General features: G+C 72.3%; 14 protein-coding genes and 1 pseudogene. 9 read left to right on the top strand and 6 right to left on the bottom strand.

Features of this window, described 5'->3' with window-relative positions; all coding sequences use genetic code 11:
* The first annotated feature begins 379 nt into the window (after window positions 1-379).
* Window positions 380-2,914, top strand: a complete 2,535-nt coding sequence (locus ACQPYA_RS28995) for an ATP-dependent Clp protease ATP-binding subunit (RefSeq protein WP_433530180.1) — start codon at window positions 380-382, stop codon at window positions 2,912-2,914.
* A gap of 399 nt (window positions 2,915-3,313) precedes the next feature.
* Window positions 3,314-3,964 carry a C39 family peptidase gene (locus ACQPYA_RS28990; RefSeq protein ID WP_433530179.1) on the top strand — a complete coding sequence of 217 codons (651 nt, stop codon included), beginning with the start codon at window positions 3,314-3,316 and terminating at the stop codon, window positions 3,962-3,964.
* 87 nt (window positions 3,965-4,051) lie between these two features.
* On the opposite strand, the gene ACQPYA_RS28985 is transcribed toward ACQPYA_RS28990, so the two are convergent.
* Window positions 4,052-4,954 carry an A/G-specific adenine glycosylase gene (locus ACQPYA_RS28985; RefSeq protein ID WP_433533670.1) on the bottom strand — a complete coding sequence of 301 codons (903 nt, stop codon included), beginning with the start codon at window positions 4,952-4,954 and terminating at the stop codon, window positions 4,052-4,054.
* A gap of 97 nt (window positions 4,955-5,051) precedes the next feature.
* On the opposite strand from ACQPYA_RS28985, the gene ACQPYA_RS28980 reads away from it, so the two are divergent.
* The 3 genes from ACQPYA_RS28980 to ACQPYA_RS28970 all read left to right on the top strand — a co-directional run bounded on the left by ACQPYA_RS28980 (window position 5,052) and on the right by ACQPYA_RS28970 (window position 7,035).
* Window positions 5,052-5,564, top strand: coding sequence for a glycine cleavage system protein R (locus ACQPYA_RS28980; protein ID WP_433530178.1), 513 nt, complete (start codon window positions 5,052-5,054; stop codon window positions 5,562-5,564).
* The gene (locus tag ACQPYA_RS28975) at window positions 5,561-6,154 is read left to right on the top strand and encodes a peptide deformylase (RefSeq protein ID WP_433530177.1); all 594 of its coding nucleotides are present in this window, start codon (window positions 5,561-5,563) and stop codon (window positions 6,152-6,154) included. The genes ACQPYA_RS28980 and ACQPYA_RS28975 overlap by 4 nt, the downstream gene beginning before the upstream one ends.
* Window positions 6,155-6,300: 146 nt before the next feature.
* Window positions 6,301-7,035: a hypothetical protein gene (locus ACQPYA_RS28970; protein ID WP_433530176.1), complete on the top strand. Its 735-nt coding sequence runs from the start codon at window positions 6,301-6,303 to the stop codon at window positions 7,033-7,035.
* A 24-nt stretch (window positions 7,036-7,059) separates the two neighbouring features.
* Here the strand turns inward: ACQPYA_RS28970 and disA are convergent, their stop codons facing one another.
* From disA to ACQPYA_RS28950, 4 genes are all read right to left on the bottom strand, one after another.
* Window positions 7,060-8,238 (bottom strand): DNA integrity scanning diadenylate cyclase DisA, encoded by a 1,179-nt coding sequence (gene disA, locus ACQPYA_RS28965; protein WP_433530175.1) that lies wholly within the window; start codon window positions 8,236-8,238, stop codon window positions 7,060-7,062.
* Window positions 8,239-8,331: 93 nt separating this feature from the next.
* Window positions 8,332-9,783, bottom strand: coding sequence for a DNA repair protein RadA (gene radA / locus ACQPYA_RS28960; protein ID WP_433530174.1), 1,452 nt, complete (start codon window positions 9,781-9,783; stop codon window positions 8,332-8,334).
* 82 nt (window positions 9,784-9,865) lie between these two features.
* Window positions 9,866-10,570 (bottom strand): hypothetical protein, encoded by a 705-nt coding sequence (locus ACQPYA_RS28955; RefSeq protein WP_433530173.1) that lies wholly within the window; start codon window positions 10,568-10,570, stop codon window positions 9,866-9,868.
* A gap of 143 nt (window positions 10,571-10,713) precedes the next feature.
* Entirely contained in the window at window positions 10,714-11,589 is an 876-nt protein-coding gene (locus ACQPYA_RS28950) for a UbiA family prenyltransferase (protein WP_433530172.1), read from the bottom strand.
* 9 nt (window positions 11,590-11,598) lie between these two features.
* Here ACQPYA_RS28950 and ACQPYA_RS28945 point away from each other — a divergent pair, with 9 nt between their 5' ends.
* The 4 genes from ACQPYA_RS28945 to ACQPYA_RS28930 all read left to right on the top strand — a co-directional run bounded on the left by ACQPYA_RS28945 (window position 11,599) and on the right by ACQPYA_RS28930 (window position 15,406).
* The gene (locus tag ACQPYA_RS28945) at window positions 11,599-12,336 is read left to right on the top strand and encodes a class I SAM-dependent methyltransferase (RefSeq protein WP_433530171.1); all 738 of its coding nucleotides are present in this window, start codon (window positions 11,599-11,601) and stop codon (window positions 12,334-12,336) included.
* A 43-nt stretch (window positions 12,337-12,379) separates the two neighbouring features.
* The gene (locus ACQPYA_RS28940) at window positions 12,380-13,555 is read left to right on the top strand and encodes an acyl-CoA dehydrogenase family protein (protein ID WP_433530170.1); all 1,176 of its coding nucleotides are present in this window, start codon (window positions 12,380-12,382) and stop codon (window positions 13,553-13,555) included.
* 77 nt (window positions 13,556-13,632) lie between these two features.
* Window positions 13,633-14,682 (top strand): type III polyketide synthase, encoded by a 1,050-nt coding sequence (locus ACQPYA_RS28935; protein ID WP_433530169.1) that lies wholly within the window; start codon window positions 13,633-13,635, stop codon window positions 14,680-14,682.
* A 91-nt stretch (window positions 14,683-14,773) separates the two neighbouring features.
* Window positions 14,774-15,406 carry a hypothetical protein gene (locus ACQPYA_RS28930; RefSeq protein WP_433530168.1) on the top strand — a complete coding sequence of 211 codons (633 nt, stop codon included), beginning with the start codon at window positions 14,774-14,776 and terminating at the stop codon, window positions 15,404-15,406.
* Between the two features lie 43 nt (window positions 15,407-15,449).
* Here ACQPYA_RS28930 and ACQPYA_RS28925 read toward each other — a convergent pair.
* Window positions 15,450-16,089, bottom strand: a pseudogene (locus tag ACQPYA_RS28925) (hypothetical protein).
* Between the last annotated feature and the right edge of the window lie 110 nt (window positions 16,090-16,199).

Here is a 16,199-nt window from a genome sequence, read left to right as displayed (position 1 = left end):
CCGTCCCCGGGACTAATCCCGGTGGGGAGGGCGTTGTCCACAGCCGGTGGATGTCTTATCCACAACCTGTGGACGGCGTCGGAGGGATGTCGTCCACTGCCGGGGCGCCTCCGTGTGGTGCTCCCGGTGGCTCACGGCAGCCGGCCGAATTTCGCTCTGCGCGTACAGGCACCGCGCCCGGAACACCGATTGAGCGTGGATGGTTGTGCAAAACGACGCGAACCGGGCCTACGGCGCAGACACACGAGGTCAGCCGAGTCGGTCCGCGGCGATAGAGTAATGAGGCGCGGACGTCCGTCCCGGGCGCTCGCGCATCCGGCCCGCCGAGAGTCTTGACCACCAAGATCGAGTGCGCACGGCACGTGAGGAGCACGAGGGCATGTTCGAGCGGTTTACCGACCGAGCGCGACGGGTTGTCGTCCTGGCCCAGGAAGAGGCCCGGATGCTTAACCACAACTACATCGGTACGGAGCACATCCTGTTGGGCCTGATCCATGAGGGTGAGGGTGTGGCGGCGAAGGCTTTGGAGAGTTTGGGGATCTCTCTGGAGGGTGTCCGTCAGCAGGTGGAGGAGATCATCGGTCAGGGTCAGCAGGCGCCGAGTGGGCATATTCCGTTCACGCCGCGGGCTAAGAAGGTCCTGGAGTTGTCGCTGCGTGAGGCTCTGCAGTTGGGTCACAACTACATCGGTACGGAGCACATCCTGTTGGGTTTGATCCGTGAGGGTGAGGGTGTGGCGGCGCAGGTGTTGGTGAAGCTGGGCGCTGATCTGAACCGGGTGCGTCAGCAGGTGATCCAGTTGCTGTCGGGTTATCAGGGTAAGGAGCCGGCTGCGGCGGGTGCTGCGGCGGGTGAGGCGGCGCCGTCGACGAGTCTGGTGTTGGATCAGTTTGGGCGGAATCTGACGCAGGCGGCTCGGGAGGGCAAGCTTGATCCGGTGATCGGGCGGGAGAAGGAGATCGAGCGGGTGATGCAGGTGCTCTCCCGCCGGACGAAGAACAATCCGGTGTTGATCGGTGAGCCTGGTGTGGGTAAGACCGCGGTGGTGGAGGGCCTGTCTCAGAAGATCATCAAGGGTGAGGTGCCCGAGACGTTGAAGGACAAGCAGTTGTACACGCTTGACCTGGGTGCGTTGGTGGCGGGTTCGCGGTATCGGGGTGATTTTGAGGAGCGTCTGAAGAAGGTGCTCAAGGAGATCCGGACCCGGGGTGACATCATCTTGTTCATTGATGAGATCCACACTCTGGTGGGGGCGGGGGCGGCGGAGGGGGCGATCGACGCGGCGAGCATCCTCAAGCCGATGCTGGCTCGTGGTGAGTTGCAGACCATCGGTGCGACGACCCTCGATGAGTATCGTAAGCATTTGGAGAAGGACGCGGCGTTGGAGCGTCGTTTCCAGCCGATCCAGGTGGGTGAGCCGTCTCTGGCGCACACGATCGAGATCTTGAAGGGTTTGCGGGACCGGTATGAGGCGCACCACCGGGTGAGCATCACCGATGCGGCGCTGGTGGCGGCGGCGACGCTGGCGGATCGGTATATTTCGGATCGGTTCCTGCCGGACAAGGCGATCGATCTGATTGATGAGGCGGGTGCGCGGATGCGGATCCGTCGGATGACCGCGCCGCCGGATCTGCGGGACTTCGACGAGCGGATCGCTCAGGTGCGTCGGGACAAGGAGTCCGCGATCGACGCGCAGGACTTCGAGCGGGCTGCGCAGTTGCGGGACACCGAGAAGCAGTTGCTGGGGCAGAAGGCGCAGCGGGAGAAGGAGTGGAAGGCCGGTGACCTGGACGTCGTCTCGGAGGTTGATGACGAGCAGATCGCCGAGGTGTTGGGCAACTGGACGGGTATCCCGGTCTACAAGCTGACCGAGGAGGAGACCTCGCGTCTGCTGCGGATGGAAGACGAGCTGCACAAGCGGGTCATCGGTCAGGAAGACGCGGTCAAGGCGGTCTCGAAGGCGATCCGGCGGACCCGGGCTGGGTTGAAGGATCCGAAGCGTCCGTCCGGGTCGTTCATCTTCGCCGGCCCGTCGGGTGTGGGTAAGACCGAGTTGTCCAAGGCCCTCGCCGAGTTCCTGTTCGGGTCCGAGGACGCGTTGATCCAGTTGGACATGTCCGAGTTCCATGACCGGTACACGGTGTCCCGGCTGGTGGGTGCGCCGCCCGGGTACGTCGGCTACGACGAGGGCGGGCAGCTGACCGAGAAGGTGCGGCGTCGCCCGTTTAGCGTGGTGCTGTTCGACGAGATCGAGAAGGCCCACCCGGATGTGTTCAACACCCTGCTGCAGATCCTGGAAGACGGCAGGTTGACCGACGGTCAGGGCCGGATCGTGGACTTCAAGAACACGGTCATCATCCTGACCACCAACCTCGGCACGAGGGACGTGGCCAAGGCCGTCAGCCTGGGCTTCCAGCAGTCCGAGGACTCCGAGTCGAACTACGACCGGATGAAGCAGAAGGTCAACGACGAACTCAAGCAGCACTTCCGGCCCGAGTTCCTCAACCGCATCGATGACACCATCGTCTTCCACCAGCTCCGCCAGACCGAGATCCTCTCGATCGTCGACATCATGATCTCCCGCATCGAAACCCAACTCCGTAACAAGGACATGGGTCTGGAACTGACCGACAACGCCAAAAAGTACCTCGCGGTCAAGGGCTTCGACCCCGTCCTCGGCGCCCGCCCACTACGCCGCACCATCCAACGCGACATCGAAGACAACCTCTCCGAACGCATCCTGTTCAACGAACTCACCCCAGGACAGATCGTCGTGGTCGACTGCGAAGGCGACCCCAACAACACCGACAAATCCACACTCCTCTTCCGGGGCTCCGAGCGGCCGGTCGAGGTGCCGGACGCGGTCCCGGCCGACCTCGGCGGCAGCACCGCGGCCGCGGGCGCGGACGAGTAGGTCGTCAGCCAGATCGACGGCGGCCCGGTGGCGGATGCCACCGGGCCGCCGCCATGTCTGCTTCGCAGCAGAAGACGGGCACCCCGACGTCGACCACGTCGGCGGGGGCCAGGGTGGGACATTTGGGTCGGATGTGCCCTCTGGTACCCGAGCGACAGGTGATCGTTGTCCGGGTGGCCGCCGTCACGGGCCGGCGGGGCATGGGGCGGTGCCGGGAGTCGTTGTACCGGGGGTGACCGCAGCGGCCCTGCGCTCGGCGGCCCGGAATGCCGGGCCGGCCGAGGCCGTTGCACCCGTGACAGGCGCTCCGCTGACCGGCGCCCACTCCTTCCGACGCGGTTTCGCACCCCTCCCTTACCGGGTGTCGTGTCGATCCCCCCGAGATGGAAGGCAACGAACATGGCTACTCTGATCCACAAGGCCGCCCTGACCGCCGCCGGTGCCGTCTTCGCCGGTGGGATGATGGCCGGCCCGATGAGCGCGACCGCCGCCCCGCAGAGCACCAACCCGCTGGCCGCGCTCGCCGAGCGCGGGCACGGCAAGGGTGAGCGGCAGCTGAACGTGCGCTACGAGGCCCAGCCGAACTTCTACTACTGTGGCCCGGCCGCCGTGCGCAACGCCCTGACCACCATGGACAAGAACGTCTCGCAGGACGACCTGGCCCGGGAGATGGGCACCACGGAGAGCGGCACCGACTCGGCGTACCTGACCACCAAGGCACTGAACAAGAAGGCCGGCAAGGACGTCTACCGCACCGTGGAGATCCCCGGCCGGAGCGCCGACGCCGCCCAGGCCGACCGGCTGCGCACCGACATCGTCAGCGCGGTCGATGACGGCCGGAGCGTGGTGGCCAACGTCATCGGCGCCACCACGGACACCGACGGGGTGAGCCACTCCTTCGAGGGCGGCCACTACATCTCGGTGACCGGCTACCGGGACAACGGCGACCAGGCGAAGATCGCCGACTCGGCCAACCCGGCCCAGGCCGAGTACTGGATCAGCACCGACGCGCTGGCCGACTGGATCGCCAGCCGCGGCTACTCCGCCTGACCCAGCTGCGACATGGATCGGCAGGGCCGGCCCCCGGTGTGGGGCCGGCCCTGCCGCGTCCCGACGGCCGGCGGGCGCACCGGCGGGTCAGCTGACCACCGGGGCCGGCGGACCGTCACCGATCAGGCGGAACGACGTCTCGCCGACCGGCTCGACCAGCCCGTCGGTGACCAGACCGGCCAGGGCCCGGGCCCGCTGCACGTCGTCCGCCCAGACCTGGTCCAGGCGCCGGTGCGGCACCGGCCCGGTCGACTCCCGGAGCACGCCGAGCAGCAGGCCGCGTACCTGGCGGTCGGTGCCCGCGTACCGCTGGGGGCGGCGGGTCGGGCCGGCCGGAGCGACCTGCCCCGAGGCCCGCCACGCGCAACTCGCCTCGACCGGGCACACGCCGCAGCGGGGCGAGCGGGCGGTGCAGACCACCGCCCCAAGTTCCATGATCGCGGCGCTGGCCAGGGCCGCGGCGGCCGGCTCGGCGGGCAGCAACTCCTCGGTGGCGGCCAGGTCGGCCGGCCGGGTCGCCGGGCCGGCGTCCGGTTCTCCGGCCACTGCCCGGCAGACCACCCGGCGTACGTTGGTGTCGACCACCGGATGCCGCTGGCCGTACGCGAAGGCGGCCACCGCCCGTGCCGTGTACGTGCCGACGCCGGGCAGGGCGAGCAACTGTTCCAGCCGATCCGGCACGTCACCGCCGTGCCGCTCCACGATGGCCACCGCGCACTCCCGCAACCGCACCGCCCGACGGGGGTAGCCGAGCCGTCCCCACATTCGGATCGCCTCCGCCGGGCTGTCGCCGGCGAGCGCGGCCGGCGTCGGCCACCGGTCCAGCCACGCCTGCCAGGCAGGCAGCACCCGGGCCACCGGGGTCTGCTGGAGCATGACCTCGCTGACCAGGATCGCCCAGGCGGTCACGTCGGGCGCGCGCCACGGTAGGTCTCGGGCGTTCTGCTCGTACCACCGGCTCACTTGTCCGGCGAAGGTGGGCTCTGTCATCGCGCCGCCGATGATCTCACGCGCGGTGGTCCCGGTGATCGGACGGTCCGGGCGGGGCAGCCGCCAGCGGCGCGGGTGGATCGGGGAGAATGCTCGGATGAACGAGCTCGCGATCACCGTCATCGGTCGGGACCGGCCCGGCATCGTGGCCGACGTCGCCGAGGTGCTTGCCCGGCTCGGGGCCAACCTCACCGACAGCACGATGACCCGGCTGCGAGGGCACTTCGCGATGACCCTGATCTGCGTGGGCCCGGCCGCCCCCGAGGTCGAGGCCGCACTGGCCCCGCTCGCCGCCGGCGGCCAGCTGCTGGCGACCGTACGCGCGGTGACGCCCGACGGTGAGACGGCGCCGGCCGGCGAACCGTACGTGATGGCGGTGCACGGCGCCGACCGGATGGGGATCGTGGCCGCGGTGACCCGGGTGCTGGCCGACGCCGGCGGCAACGTCACCGACCTGAGTACCCGGCTGGCGGGATCGCTCTACGTGGTGGTTGCCGAGGTCGACCTGCCGCCCGGCGCGGCGGGTCCGCTCGCCGGCCAGCTGGCCGACGCCGCCGCCGGTCTGGGCGTCGACGTCACGCTCCGTCCCGCCGAACCGGACCTGCTGTGACCGGCGAGACGGGCGGGTCGGAGCTGGACCCGCAGGCGGAGGCGTACGCCGGCCTCGGCGACTGGACGCCGGAGACGCTGGGTGAAGGTCGGGTGCTGCCGGTGGTCTCCGCCCCGAACCCGGTGCTCAGCCGGGCCGGTGCGGAGGTCGACCCGACGGCCGGGGAGACCGTCCAACTGGCGGCCGATCTGATCGCCACCATGCGGGTGTCTCCCGGCTGCGTTGGCCTGGCCGCCCCGCAGGTGGGAGTGGGTGCGCAGGTGTTCGCGGTGAACGTCACCGGGCATCCCAAGGCGGTCACCGTGCACGGCACGTTCGTGCTCTGCAACGCCCGGGTGGTCGAGGCGACCCGCTGGAAGGCGGGCCGGGAGGGGTGCATGTCGGTGCCGGACCTGACCGGTGATGTCAAGCGCGCGAGTCGGTTGGTGGTCGAGGGTGTGTTGCCTGGCAGCGGCAAGTTCGTACGCCTGGTGACGGACGGTTTCGAGGCGCGTGCCCTGCAACACGAGATCGACCACTGCGGCGGCCTGCTCTTCCTGGACCGGGTGGCCGGTGCCCATGCGATCTACCAGCGCAAGGTCTACCTCTGAACAGATCGCACCGTTACCTTCGGTGACCGCGCGGCGCTGGTCGCCGCCCGCACTGTCGTGAATGGAGGGTCCGATCGGATGGCTCGTCCGGGCTCCGGCGCGTCGCTACCGTCCGTTGCGCGCACCGCGGCTACGGTGGGGGCATCATGCGTCTGACGGTCGGCCCCCTGCCTCCCGCCGTGTACTGGCGGCGTCGTGCCGTCGTGCTCGGCGCGGTCCTGCTCTTCCTTGTCGTCCTGCTGTATTCGTGCACCGGGCCGGGCGGCGGTGCCAACCCGACCGGCAGCGGCCAGCCCGACCCGGGCACGTCGTCCGGCGCGCCGGATCCCACCGGGTCGGTGCTGACCCCGCAGACCGGCTCGCCACCGTCGGGCGACGCCGGGGCCGGCCCGTCCACACCGGCCGACGATCCGTCGACCGGTCCGTCGACCGAGCCGACCCTCAGCAACGATCCGCCGCGGCCGAACACTCCGGTGACCGACCAGGGTTCCTGCACGGACGCGGATCTGCTGGTGACCGCGGTGGCCTTGCCGGCAGAGGTGGTCCGTGGCGCCGCCGTCGACCTGCATCTCAAGATCCGTAATCGGTCGGAGCGGACCTGTAGCCGGGACGTTGGCGCGGACGCGCAGGAGTTGTTCATCAAGTCCGGGGCCGAGACGGTCTGGTCGTCGGACACCTGCGGCACCGCCGCCGGGTCGGACGTGCAGTCCTTCACCCCGGGCTTCGAACGCTCCTACCGGATCACCTGGAACGGCAAGGACAGCAGCCGGTGCGCCAACGGGTTGGCGGACGGCTCCACGCTGGCGGCCGGGACGTACGAGGTCTTCGCGCGGGTCGGCACCCGGCTGAGCCAGTCGGCGAAGCTCGTCCTCACCGGCTGAGCGCCGCCGCAGCGGCGAGCACTGTCAGACGTAGCGCTCCAGGATGGACGCCTCGGCCAGCCGGGAAAGCCCCTCCCGTACGCCGCGGGCCCGCGCGTCGCCGACGCCCTCGACGGTCTGGAGGTCCTCGACCGTGGCCCCGAGCAGCCGCTGGAGACTGCCGAAGTGCACCACCAGCCGGTCCACCACCGACACCGGCAGCCGGGGCACCTTGGCCAGCAGCCGGAAACCGCGTGGACTCACCGCCGCGTCCAGCGCGTCGGAGGCGGCCGGATAGCCGATCGCCTTGGCGACCGAGACCAGGTCGATCAGCTCGGTGGCGCTGAGCAGGTCCAGCTCGACCAGCGCCTCGTCGAGGGTGCGGGACTTGCGGCCGGTGGGCAGATAGTCCCGGATGACCAGGGTGCGGTCGGCGTCGACCCCGGCCATCAACTCGTCCAGTTGAAGGGCGAGCAGCCGGCCGTCGGTGCCCAGCTCCACCACGTACCCGGCGATCTCGTCGGCGATCCGGCGGACCATCTCCAGCCGCTGCACCACGGCCACCGCGTCCCGTACGGTGACCAGATCCTCGATCTCCAGCGCGGAGAGGGTGCCGGAGACCTCGTCCAGCCGGAGTTTGTACCGCTCCAGGGTCGCCAGCGCCTGGTTGGCCCGGGACAGGATCGCCGCCGAGTCGTCCAGCACGTGCCGCTGGCCGTTCACGTAGAGGCTGATGATCCGCATCGACTGGCTGACCGAGATCACCGGATAGCCGGTCTGCCGGGCGACCCGCTCGGCGGTGCGGTGCCGGGTGCCGGACTCCTCGGTCGGGATGGTCGGGTCAGGCATCAGGTGCACCGCCGCCCGGACGATCCGGGTGCCGTCGCTGGAGAGCACCACCGCGCCGTCCATCTTGCACAGCTCGCGGACCCGGGTCGCGGAGAACTCGACGTCCAGCGGGAAACCGCCGGTGCACAACCCCTCGACCACCTTGTCGTAGCCGAGCACGATCAGCGCGCCGGTCCGACCGCGCAGGATGCGCTCCAGACCGTCGCGCAGCGCGGTGCCGGGTGCCATCAGGGCCAGATTGGCGCGCAGCGGGTCGCCGGTGCTGCTTCCTCCGGTCACGCTGACACTGATCGCACGGGCGGGCGCGCCGACGGCACCGGTGCGGGCGTGGGGTGTCGCGCCGGCAGGCTTGGTGGTGTCGCGGTCGACTGGCACGGGCACAGTCTACGGACTGCCCTGCGGTGGGTGCTCCCGCGGTTACTGTGATGTGTCACGATCCGGCACCGACCGGCCGGTGCCGGCGCGGCTCTACTCCGCCGATGCCCGGGCCGCGGCCTGCAACGCCGAACGGACGTCGGCGACCTCGACCACCCGCATCTGCTCGGGGCCGGCACCGGTGCTGGTCGGCCCGCAGCCGGGCGGCACCAGGGCCAGTCGGAAGCCGAGCCGGGCCGCCTCGGCCAGCCGGCGCGGCACCGCGCCCACCCGGCGTACCTCGCCGGTCAGGCCGACCTCGCCGATCGCCACCAGGTGCGGCGCGATCGCCAGGTTGAGCCCGCCGGAGGCGACGGCCAGGGCGACCGCCAGGTCGGCCGCGGGCTCCACCACCCGGATGCCGCCGACGGTGGCCGCAAAGACCTCCCGATCGTGCAGGGTGAGCCGTTCGGTGCGGCGTTGGAGCACCGCCAGCACCATGGCCAACCGGGCCGAGTCGAGGCCGGAGACGGTACGCCGGGGCGAACCGGCCACCGTCGCGCCGATCAGCGCCTGCACCTCCGTGACCAGTGCCCGGCGTCCCTCCATCGCCACGGTCACGCAGGTGCCCGGCACCGGCTCGGAGTAGCGGGTCAGGAACAGCCCGGACGGGTCGGCGAGGCTGCTGATGCCCCCCTCGTGCATCTCGAAGCAGCCCACCTCGTCGGCGGCGCCGAACCGGTTCTTGACACCCCGCACCATCCGCAGCGAGGAGTGCTTGTCGCCCTCGAAGTGCAACACCACGTCGACCAGGTGCTCCAGCACCCGAGGCCCGGCCACCTGGCCGTCCTTGGTGACGTGGCCGACCAGCACGGTCGCCACCCCACGCTCCTTGGCGACCGCGACCAGGGCGGCGGTGACCGCCCGGACCTGGGTCACCCCGCCGGGCACCCCCTCGGTGCCGGTGGTGGAGATGGTCTGCACCGAGTCGAGCACCAGCAGGCCGGGTTTGACCGCGTCGAGGTGACCGAGCACCGCCGCCAGGTCGCTCTCGGCGGCCAGGTAGAGCTGGTCGTGCAGGGTGCCCATCCGCTCGGCGCGCAGCCGCACCTGGCTGACCGACTCCTCGCCGCTGACCACCAGCGAAGGGCTGCCGGCCCCGGCGGCCCACTGCTGGGCGACGTCGAGCAGCAGGGTGGACTTGCCGACCCCCGGCTCCCCGGCGAGCAGCACCACCGCCCCGGGCACCAGGCCGCCGCCGAGTACGCGGTCCAGCTCGCTGACCCCGGTGGGCCGGGCGCGGGCCGGCGCCGCGCTGATGGTGGCGATGGGCCGGGCCGGCTCGGCGGGCATCCGGGAGCTGACCACGCGGCCGGCGACGGTCGGACCGGTGACGGTGCATTCGACCACCGATCCCCATTCGCCGCATTCCGGGCATCGTCCCACCCACTTCGGCGGCTGGTGCCCGCAGGCGTCGCACTCGTACGCGGGACGGGGCTCGCGGGCGGCGGCCTTGCCGCGCCCACCGGCCGCCCCCCGGGCCGGGGTCGATCGGGAGATGCTCACCCGAGGGACGCTAACCCCCGGGTACGACGACGGCGTCGCCGGCATGGTGTCCACCACGCCGACGACGCCGTCGGGAAGCGTGCTAGTGCGAGCCCTCGCCCTCGTACTCGGTGTGGCGCTCGACGATCGGTGACGGCGGCGGGGCCGGGGTGAGCGGCACGGCGATCGGCGCCAGGCTGGTGATCGTGTCGCCGCCGCCGAAGTCGAAGGTCAGCGTGATGTTCTCGCCCGCGTGCCGGGTCTTGTTCAGGCCGAGCAGCTGGAGCACCCGCTCACCCTCGGTGTTCAGCTGCACGTAGCTCAGCGGCGGGATCACGATCCGGGCCGGCTCGGTGGCCGGAGATCCGGTCGGGCTGGGCGACGGCGACCCCTCGGGGGACGGCGAGCCTTCCGGGGACTCCTCCGGCGACGGGGAGGCCGTCGGCGAGGGCGATCCGGTGGGCGACGGGCTGGTCGCGGCGCGGACCGTGGTGAGCACCACCTCAGCGGCGTCCGACGAGGTGACGGTCACCGTGACCGGGTTCGGCGAGTCGTTGTAGAAGACCGCGTTGAGCACGGCGTCGTCGCCGGCGCGGTAGCCCTCGACGCCGGGGTAGCCGACCAGGACGCTCCGCACGCCGTACGCGCCGTTGCCGGCCTGGAGGTTGACGCCCTGGATCGACGGCACCTTGTTGGCCGTCTCGGAGATCTGGCCGGCGCCGCACCCGGAGAGCAGCAGCCCGGCTGCCGCCGCGATCCCGGGCAGCAGCACGGCAGCCCGCCGGGAACCCCTGATCGAGCGCGTCACGTCGGTCCTCCTCGTCACGATCACACCCCGGCCACGCCGCCGGACCGGATTGGCCATGCCCGCGCAGACCGCGCTCCAGGGTAGTTGGGGCTGATCGTGGGCCGCACGCCGACCCGGTGCGGCCACCTGGCGGGGTGAGAGGTTCAGACCAGCCGGCCGCTCGTGACCAGCAGGACGACATCGATCAGGGCCACCAGCATCACCGCTCGAAAGGCGGTCGCCGGTCGTGCCCCGGCCCGGTCGGCGGTGCGGCCGGCGTACCAGGCCAGGGCCGGGATGACCACGGCAGCCGCGACCGCCGCGAGGCCCAGGCCCGACGGCGGCCCGGGTGGCCCCAACACCAGCGTGCCGGTCGCCACGAGCAGCAGCCCGACGGCCGCGGCCTGGCTGCCCGCCGGGCCGAGCCGGTGTGGCAGCCCGCGCACCCCGGTCCGGGCGTCGTCGGCGAGGTCGGGCAGCACGTTGGCGAAGTGCGCGCCCGCGCCGAGCAGGGCCGCGGCGGCGAGCAGCCAGACCGGCGGTGCCGGAGCGCCGGGCAGGGCCAGCACCACGAAGGCGGGCAGCGCGCCGAAGGAGACCGCGTACGGCAGCACCGAGACCGGCGTCGACTTCAGCGGCCAGTCGTAGAGCAGCGCCGAGGCCAGGCCGATGGTGGCCCAGAGCGCCGCCGTCGGGTTCGTGCTCAGGGCCAGCCCCACGGTGACGGCGGCGGCCAGCAACGCGGCCACCGCCACCGGGCGCCGGCCGACCGCGCCGGTCGCCACCGGTTTGTCGGTACGCCCCACCGTGGCGTCCCGGTCGGCATCGAGCAGGTCGTTGGTCCACCCGACCGCGAACTGGCTCGCCGCGACGGTGAGCGCCACCGTGGCGATCCCGCCGGGTGGGTGCCCGACGCCGACCGCGAGTAGGCCGGCCACTGTGGTGACCGCGGCGGTCGGCTCCGGATGGCTCGCCCTGACCAGCCCTAACACCGTCCACGACATAACGGAAGTCTGGTCGTTACCGGGGAGTCGTGCCACGCTCGTGCCATGCGTGATGCCGGCCTCAGCCTGCCCCGCAACGATCCGCGCCAGTACGACGAACTGGCCGGCGAGTGGTGGCGGCCGGACGGTGCCTTCGCCATGCTGCACTGGCTGGCGCAGGCCCGGGCGGCGCTGGTGCCCCCGGCGGCGCGACCCGGTGCGCTCCTGGTCGACGTCGGTTGCGGGGCCGGGCTGCTCGCACCGCACCTGGCCGGCAAGGGCTACCGGCACGTGGGGGTGGACCTCACCCGGTCGGCCCTGGCCCAGGCGGTCGCGCACGGCGTGACGGTGGTCAACGGCGATGCCACCGCGGTGCCCCTGGCCGACGGCTGCGCCGATGTGGTCGCCGCCGGTGAGCTGCTGGAACACGTTCCGCAGTGGCGGGCCGTGGTGGCCGAGGCCAGCCGCCTGCTGCGCCCGGGCGGAGTACTGGTGCTGGACACCCTCAACGACACCGCGCTGTGCCGGCTGGTCGCCGTGCGCATCGCCGAGCGGCTGCCGACCGTGCCGCGCGGCATCCACGATCCACGGTTCTTCGTGGACGACCGGGAGTTGGTGGCCGAGTGCGCCCGGCACGGCGTGGAGCTGCGCGTGCAGGGCATCCGCCCCGGCGTGCCCGGACTGCTCCGCTGGCTGCTCCGGCAGGCCGGTGGCGCCGGGACGCCGGCCGGCCGGGCGCCGCGCATCGTGCCGACCCGGTCGACCGCCGTGCTCTACCAGGGTCGTGGGGTACGCCGCGGGTAGCGAATCCCGGTGAGGGTAGGGGAAATGCTGAGAAGGGGGTCCCATGACCGAGCCAAGCGAGCATGCGTTGGACGCCGCCCGTCGGCTGGCACCCCGGCTGGCGGCCCGGGCCGCCGGGCACGACCGGGACGGTTCGTTCCCGGTCGACGACTTCGTCGACCTGCGCGAGGCCGGGCTGTTCGGGCTGATGGTCCCGGGTGAACTGGGCGGCGTCGGCGCGACGTTCGCCGGGTACACGGCCGTCGCCACCGAGTTGGCCCAGGGCAACGGCGCCACGGCGCTCGTGTTCAACATGCACGCCTCGGTCACCGGTGCACTCGGCGCGGTCACCGAGGAACTGGCCGAGGCGCTCGGCGTACCGGAGGAGGCGCTGGTCGCCCGCGACCGGTTGCTGCGGGCGGCGGCCGGGGGCGCGTGGTACGCCGTCGCGATGAGCGAGCGCGGCGCCGGTGCCCGACTTTCCCAGCTCAGCACGGTCTACCAGCCGGTCGGGGGAGGCTGGCGGATCAAGGGCAGCAAGACCTTCTGCTCGGGTGCCGGTCACGCCGACGGCTACCTGGTGGCCGCCCGCAGCGCCGCCGACCCGTCGGTGGTCTCGCAGTTCCTCGTCCCGGCCGGCGACGGGCTCACCGTCGAGCCGACCTGGGACTCGCTCGGCATGCGGGCCACCGCCTCGCACGATCTGCATCTCGACGTCACCATCCCGGCCGACCGGCTCCTCGGCGGAGTGGAGGGCCTGGCCCTGGTGGTCGCCCAACTCATGCCGCACTGGCTGGTGGCCAGCTACGCCGCCGTCTACGTGGGGGTGGCCCGCGCCTCGATCGACGCGGCGGCGGAGCACCTGAACGCCCGTGGCCTGGCCCACCTGCCGGCCGTACGCGCCCGGCTCGGCCGGGCCGACGCCGCGGTGGCCGCAGCGCAGCTGGTGGTGGCCGAGGCGGCCCGCCGGGTGGACGAGGCCCCGGGCGACGCCGAGACCAACCGCTGGGTGTGGCGGGCGAAGCTGCTGGCCGGCACCACCGCGGCGGAGGTGGCGGCGTCCATGCTGGAGGCGGCGGGCACCTCCGCCACCCGGCGCGGCCACCCGCTGGAACGCCTGTACCGGGATGCCCGGTGCGGTTCGCTGCATCCGGCCACCTCCGACGTCTGCGCCGACTGGCTCGGTATCGCTGCGCTCGGCGGTGACCCGGACCGAGACACCTCGGCTCCTCGTTGGTGAGCGTGAGGAGTGAGCTTGCGAGCCCCGGGCTTGCCGGCCCCGGGCTTGCGGGCCCCGAGTGAGAGGAAGGTGGGACCGTGTCCGTACCGGTGATTGCGGGCCTGGGCACGGCTCATCCGCCCTCCGCCGACCAGCCCGAGCTGTGGGAAAAGTTCTTTTCCCGGCACTTCTCCGGCACCACCCGTGCGCTCGCCCAGCGGATCTTCGCGAACTCCGGTGTCAGCCGGCGGCAGGCAGCGGTCAATCCGTTGATCGAGGACGTCTCCGACTGGCCGACCGAGCGCCGGATGCGCCGGTACCAGGTCGAGGCGCTGCCGTTGGGCAAGGAGGCGGTCGGCCGGGCGCTGACCGCGGCCGGGCTGGCCGCCGGTGACATCGGGTTGTTCGTCGTCTGTTCGTGTACCGGGTACGCGACGCCGGGGCTGGACATCCTGCTGGCCCGGGATCTGGGCATGGCGCCGTCGACCCAGCGGATGTTCGTCGGCCACATGGGCTGCTACGCGGCCCTGCCGGGGCTGGGCGCGGTGGGTGACTTCGTCACCGCGCGGGGACGGCCGGCGCTGCTGCTCTGTGCCGAGCTGACCAGCTTGCACTTGCAGCCGTCGTCGGCCCGGGTGGACACCCAGCAGATCGTCTCCCACGCGCTCTTCTCGGACGCCGCGGTCGCCGCCGTGGTGCTGCCCGGTGGCCGGGGGTACGCGTTGCGCGAGGTCGCCTCGGTGACCGACACCTCCACCGCCGACCACATGACCTGGGACGTGACCGACACCGGGTTCCGGATGGGGCTGTCGCCGAAGGTGCCGCAGGTGCTGTCGGCGCACGTCCGGGGGCTGGTCGACGACCTGCTGGCCCGGCACGGCACCAGCATGTCGGGGGTGGACGGCTGGGCCGTGCACCCGGGCGGTCCGCGCATCCTCAACGTGGTGGAGCGCGAGCTGGGCCTGGCGAGGTCGGCGCTGGCCGCGTCGCGGGAGACCCTGGACCAGCACGGCAACTGTTCGTCCCCGACGGTGCTGCTGATCCTCGACCGCCTGTTCCGGGCCGCGCCGTCGCCGCGGCGGGTGGTCATGCTGGCCTTCGGGCCCGGGCTGACGCTCTACGCCGCGTTGCTGGAGCGGCACGCCTGAGGTTTGGCGTTGCGCTGCTGCTGCGCCTGAGGCGCTACGCGGCGTCGCCGGAGCGGCACGCGCGACGATCCGAGCGGTTACGCTCATTGGCATGGACGTCGATCCCGCCTACCGGCTCCGGGGGGCACTGCTGGCCGCCGTCGGCGTGGCCGCGCTGGTCGTGGGTGGCTGGTGGTGGCAGGGGGCGGCGCCAGCGGCGGGCGGGTCGCCCGTTGAGCGGGCCGGCGACAGGATCGCGCCGGACGGAGCAGCGCTGGCCACGACGTGGCTCTTGGATGCCGCCACGGGGGCCGCCGTACAGGTGGATCCGGGCACCGGCGACCGCTTCCGGACGGAACCCGGCACGGACATCGTGTTCCGGTTGGACGGTGACACCGAGGGCGGTGCCATCGAGCCGGGCTACGGCTACCCCGGCGCGCGGCGTGGGGGTGGTCGCGACGTGGTGTGGACCGAACGCGCGACGCTGCGCGCGGGCGAATCGGCCGTCCGGCAGGCAGTGATCGACCGGGACGTGCCGCACCTGCTGCGCTTCAGCTGCACCGGCCCCGGTGAGCTGCTGGTCGTGGTCGCCGGGGGTCGGGCGGCCGATCCGATGACGGCCGGTTGCGACGGGACGGTGACCATGACGGAGATCAGCGGCACCGGCGGTCCGGTGCGGGTGTCGTTCTCGCCCGCCGGAGCGGAGCCGATCCACCTTGAGGCCGGGCTGCTCGACCTACCGTGAGAGCCGCCCGTGGCCGGTGGGGAGCGCCGGCTGCCGGCACCTCTCAGCCGGCCAGCCCGGCCAGCTCGGCGTGGTAGTCGGCGATCGAGGCGACCTCGGGGACCACCAGGACGATCCGGCCGCTCCGGTCGGCCAGCAGGGCGGTAACGGTGTCCGGGCGGGCCGGCAGGTGCAGGTGGGCGCGTAAACCACCGGCGGGATCGGCCAGCGCGCGTACCGCCGTACCGGTGGGGGCGGCCCGGGGGCGGTCGGCGGCCACGGTTACCACGGTTACCTCGGCGGGGGCTGCCGTTGCTGCCTCGGCGACCCGCTCCGGGCAGGCGCAGCCGTCGACGAGCAGCACCACCGCCGGCAACAGCCCGCGCAGGGCTACCGGCGACTGCCCGGCGTCGACCAGGTCCAGCGCGGGCAGCGCGCGACCGGTCAGCTGTCCCGGTGCCGGGCCGGGGCCAGGTGGCGGCGGCCAGGCCGGCGACCGTGGCCACGACCGCGACCAGCAGCACGAGCACGGGTAGGGCGCGCGGGCGCCATCGGCGGGGCCGGGCGGCGACCCGCCGCCGCAGCTCACGGCGGACCTGTTCGGCCTCGACGGACAGCGCGGAGGCGTCGTCCGGGACGACCACCCGGCCCCACTCGGGGGGCAGGTCGGGCAGCCCGGGACCATCGGCGTCAGCCTTGCCCATTACGACCCCCTGGGACCTCGCGGGTGTGCGGACAGCGGCGCCCTTCCAGCGTCCCGCACCGGGCCCGGTCCCGCTACCGCTGCCCAGACTCGGGTACGGCGGGATATCAT

The organism is Micromonospora sp. CA-263727, assembly GCF_050942455.1.
Taxonomy (GTDB): Bacteria; Actinomycetota; Actinomycetes; order Mycobacteriales; family Micromonosporaceae; genus Micromonospora.
The sequence above is the reverse complement of the archived record's forward strand: the minus strand, read 5'-3'. Positions and strand labels throughout refer to the sequence as shown.

Coding starts and splice junctions, on each gene's coding strand:
- ACQPYA_RS28995 (WP_433530180.1), top strand. CDS start 380: ATGTTCGAGCGGTTTACCGACCGAGCGCGACGGGTTGTCGTCCTGGCC.
- ACQPYA_RS28990 (WP_433530179.1), top strand. CDS start 3,314: ATGGCTACTCTGATCCACAAGGCCGCCCTGACCGCCGCCGGTGCCGTC.
- ACQPYA_RS28985 (WP_433533670.1), bottom strand. CDS start 4,954: ATGACAGAGCCCACCTTCGCCGGACAAGTGAGCCGGTGGTACGAGCAG.
- ACQPYA_RS28980 (WP_433530178.1), top strand. CDS start 5,052: ATGAACGAGCTCGCGATCACCGTCATCGGTCGGGACCGGCCCGGCATC.
- ACQPYA_RS28970 (WP_433530176.1), top strand. CDS start 6,301: ATGCGTCTGACGGTCGGCCCCCTGCCTCCCGCCGTGTACTGGCGGCGT.
- ACQPYA_RS28945 (WP_433530171.1), top strand. CDS start 11,599: ATGCGTGATGCCGGCCTCAGCCTGCCCCGCAACGATCCGCGCCAGTAC.
- ACQPYA_RS28940 (WP_433530170.1), top strand. CDS start 12,380: ATGACCGAGCCAAGCGAGCATGCGTTGGACGCCGCCCGTCGGCTGGCA.
- ACQPYA_RS28930 (WP_433530168.1), top strand. CDS start 14,774: ATGGACGTCGATCCCGCCTACCGGCTCCGGGGGGCACTGCTGGCCGCC.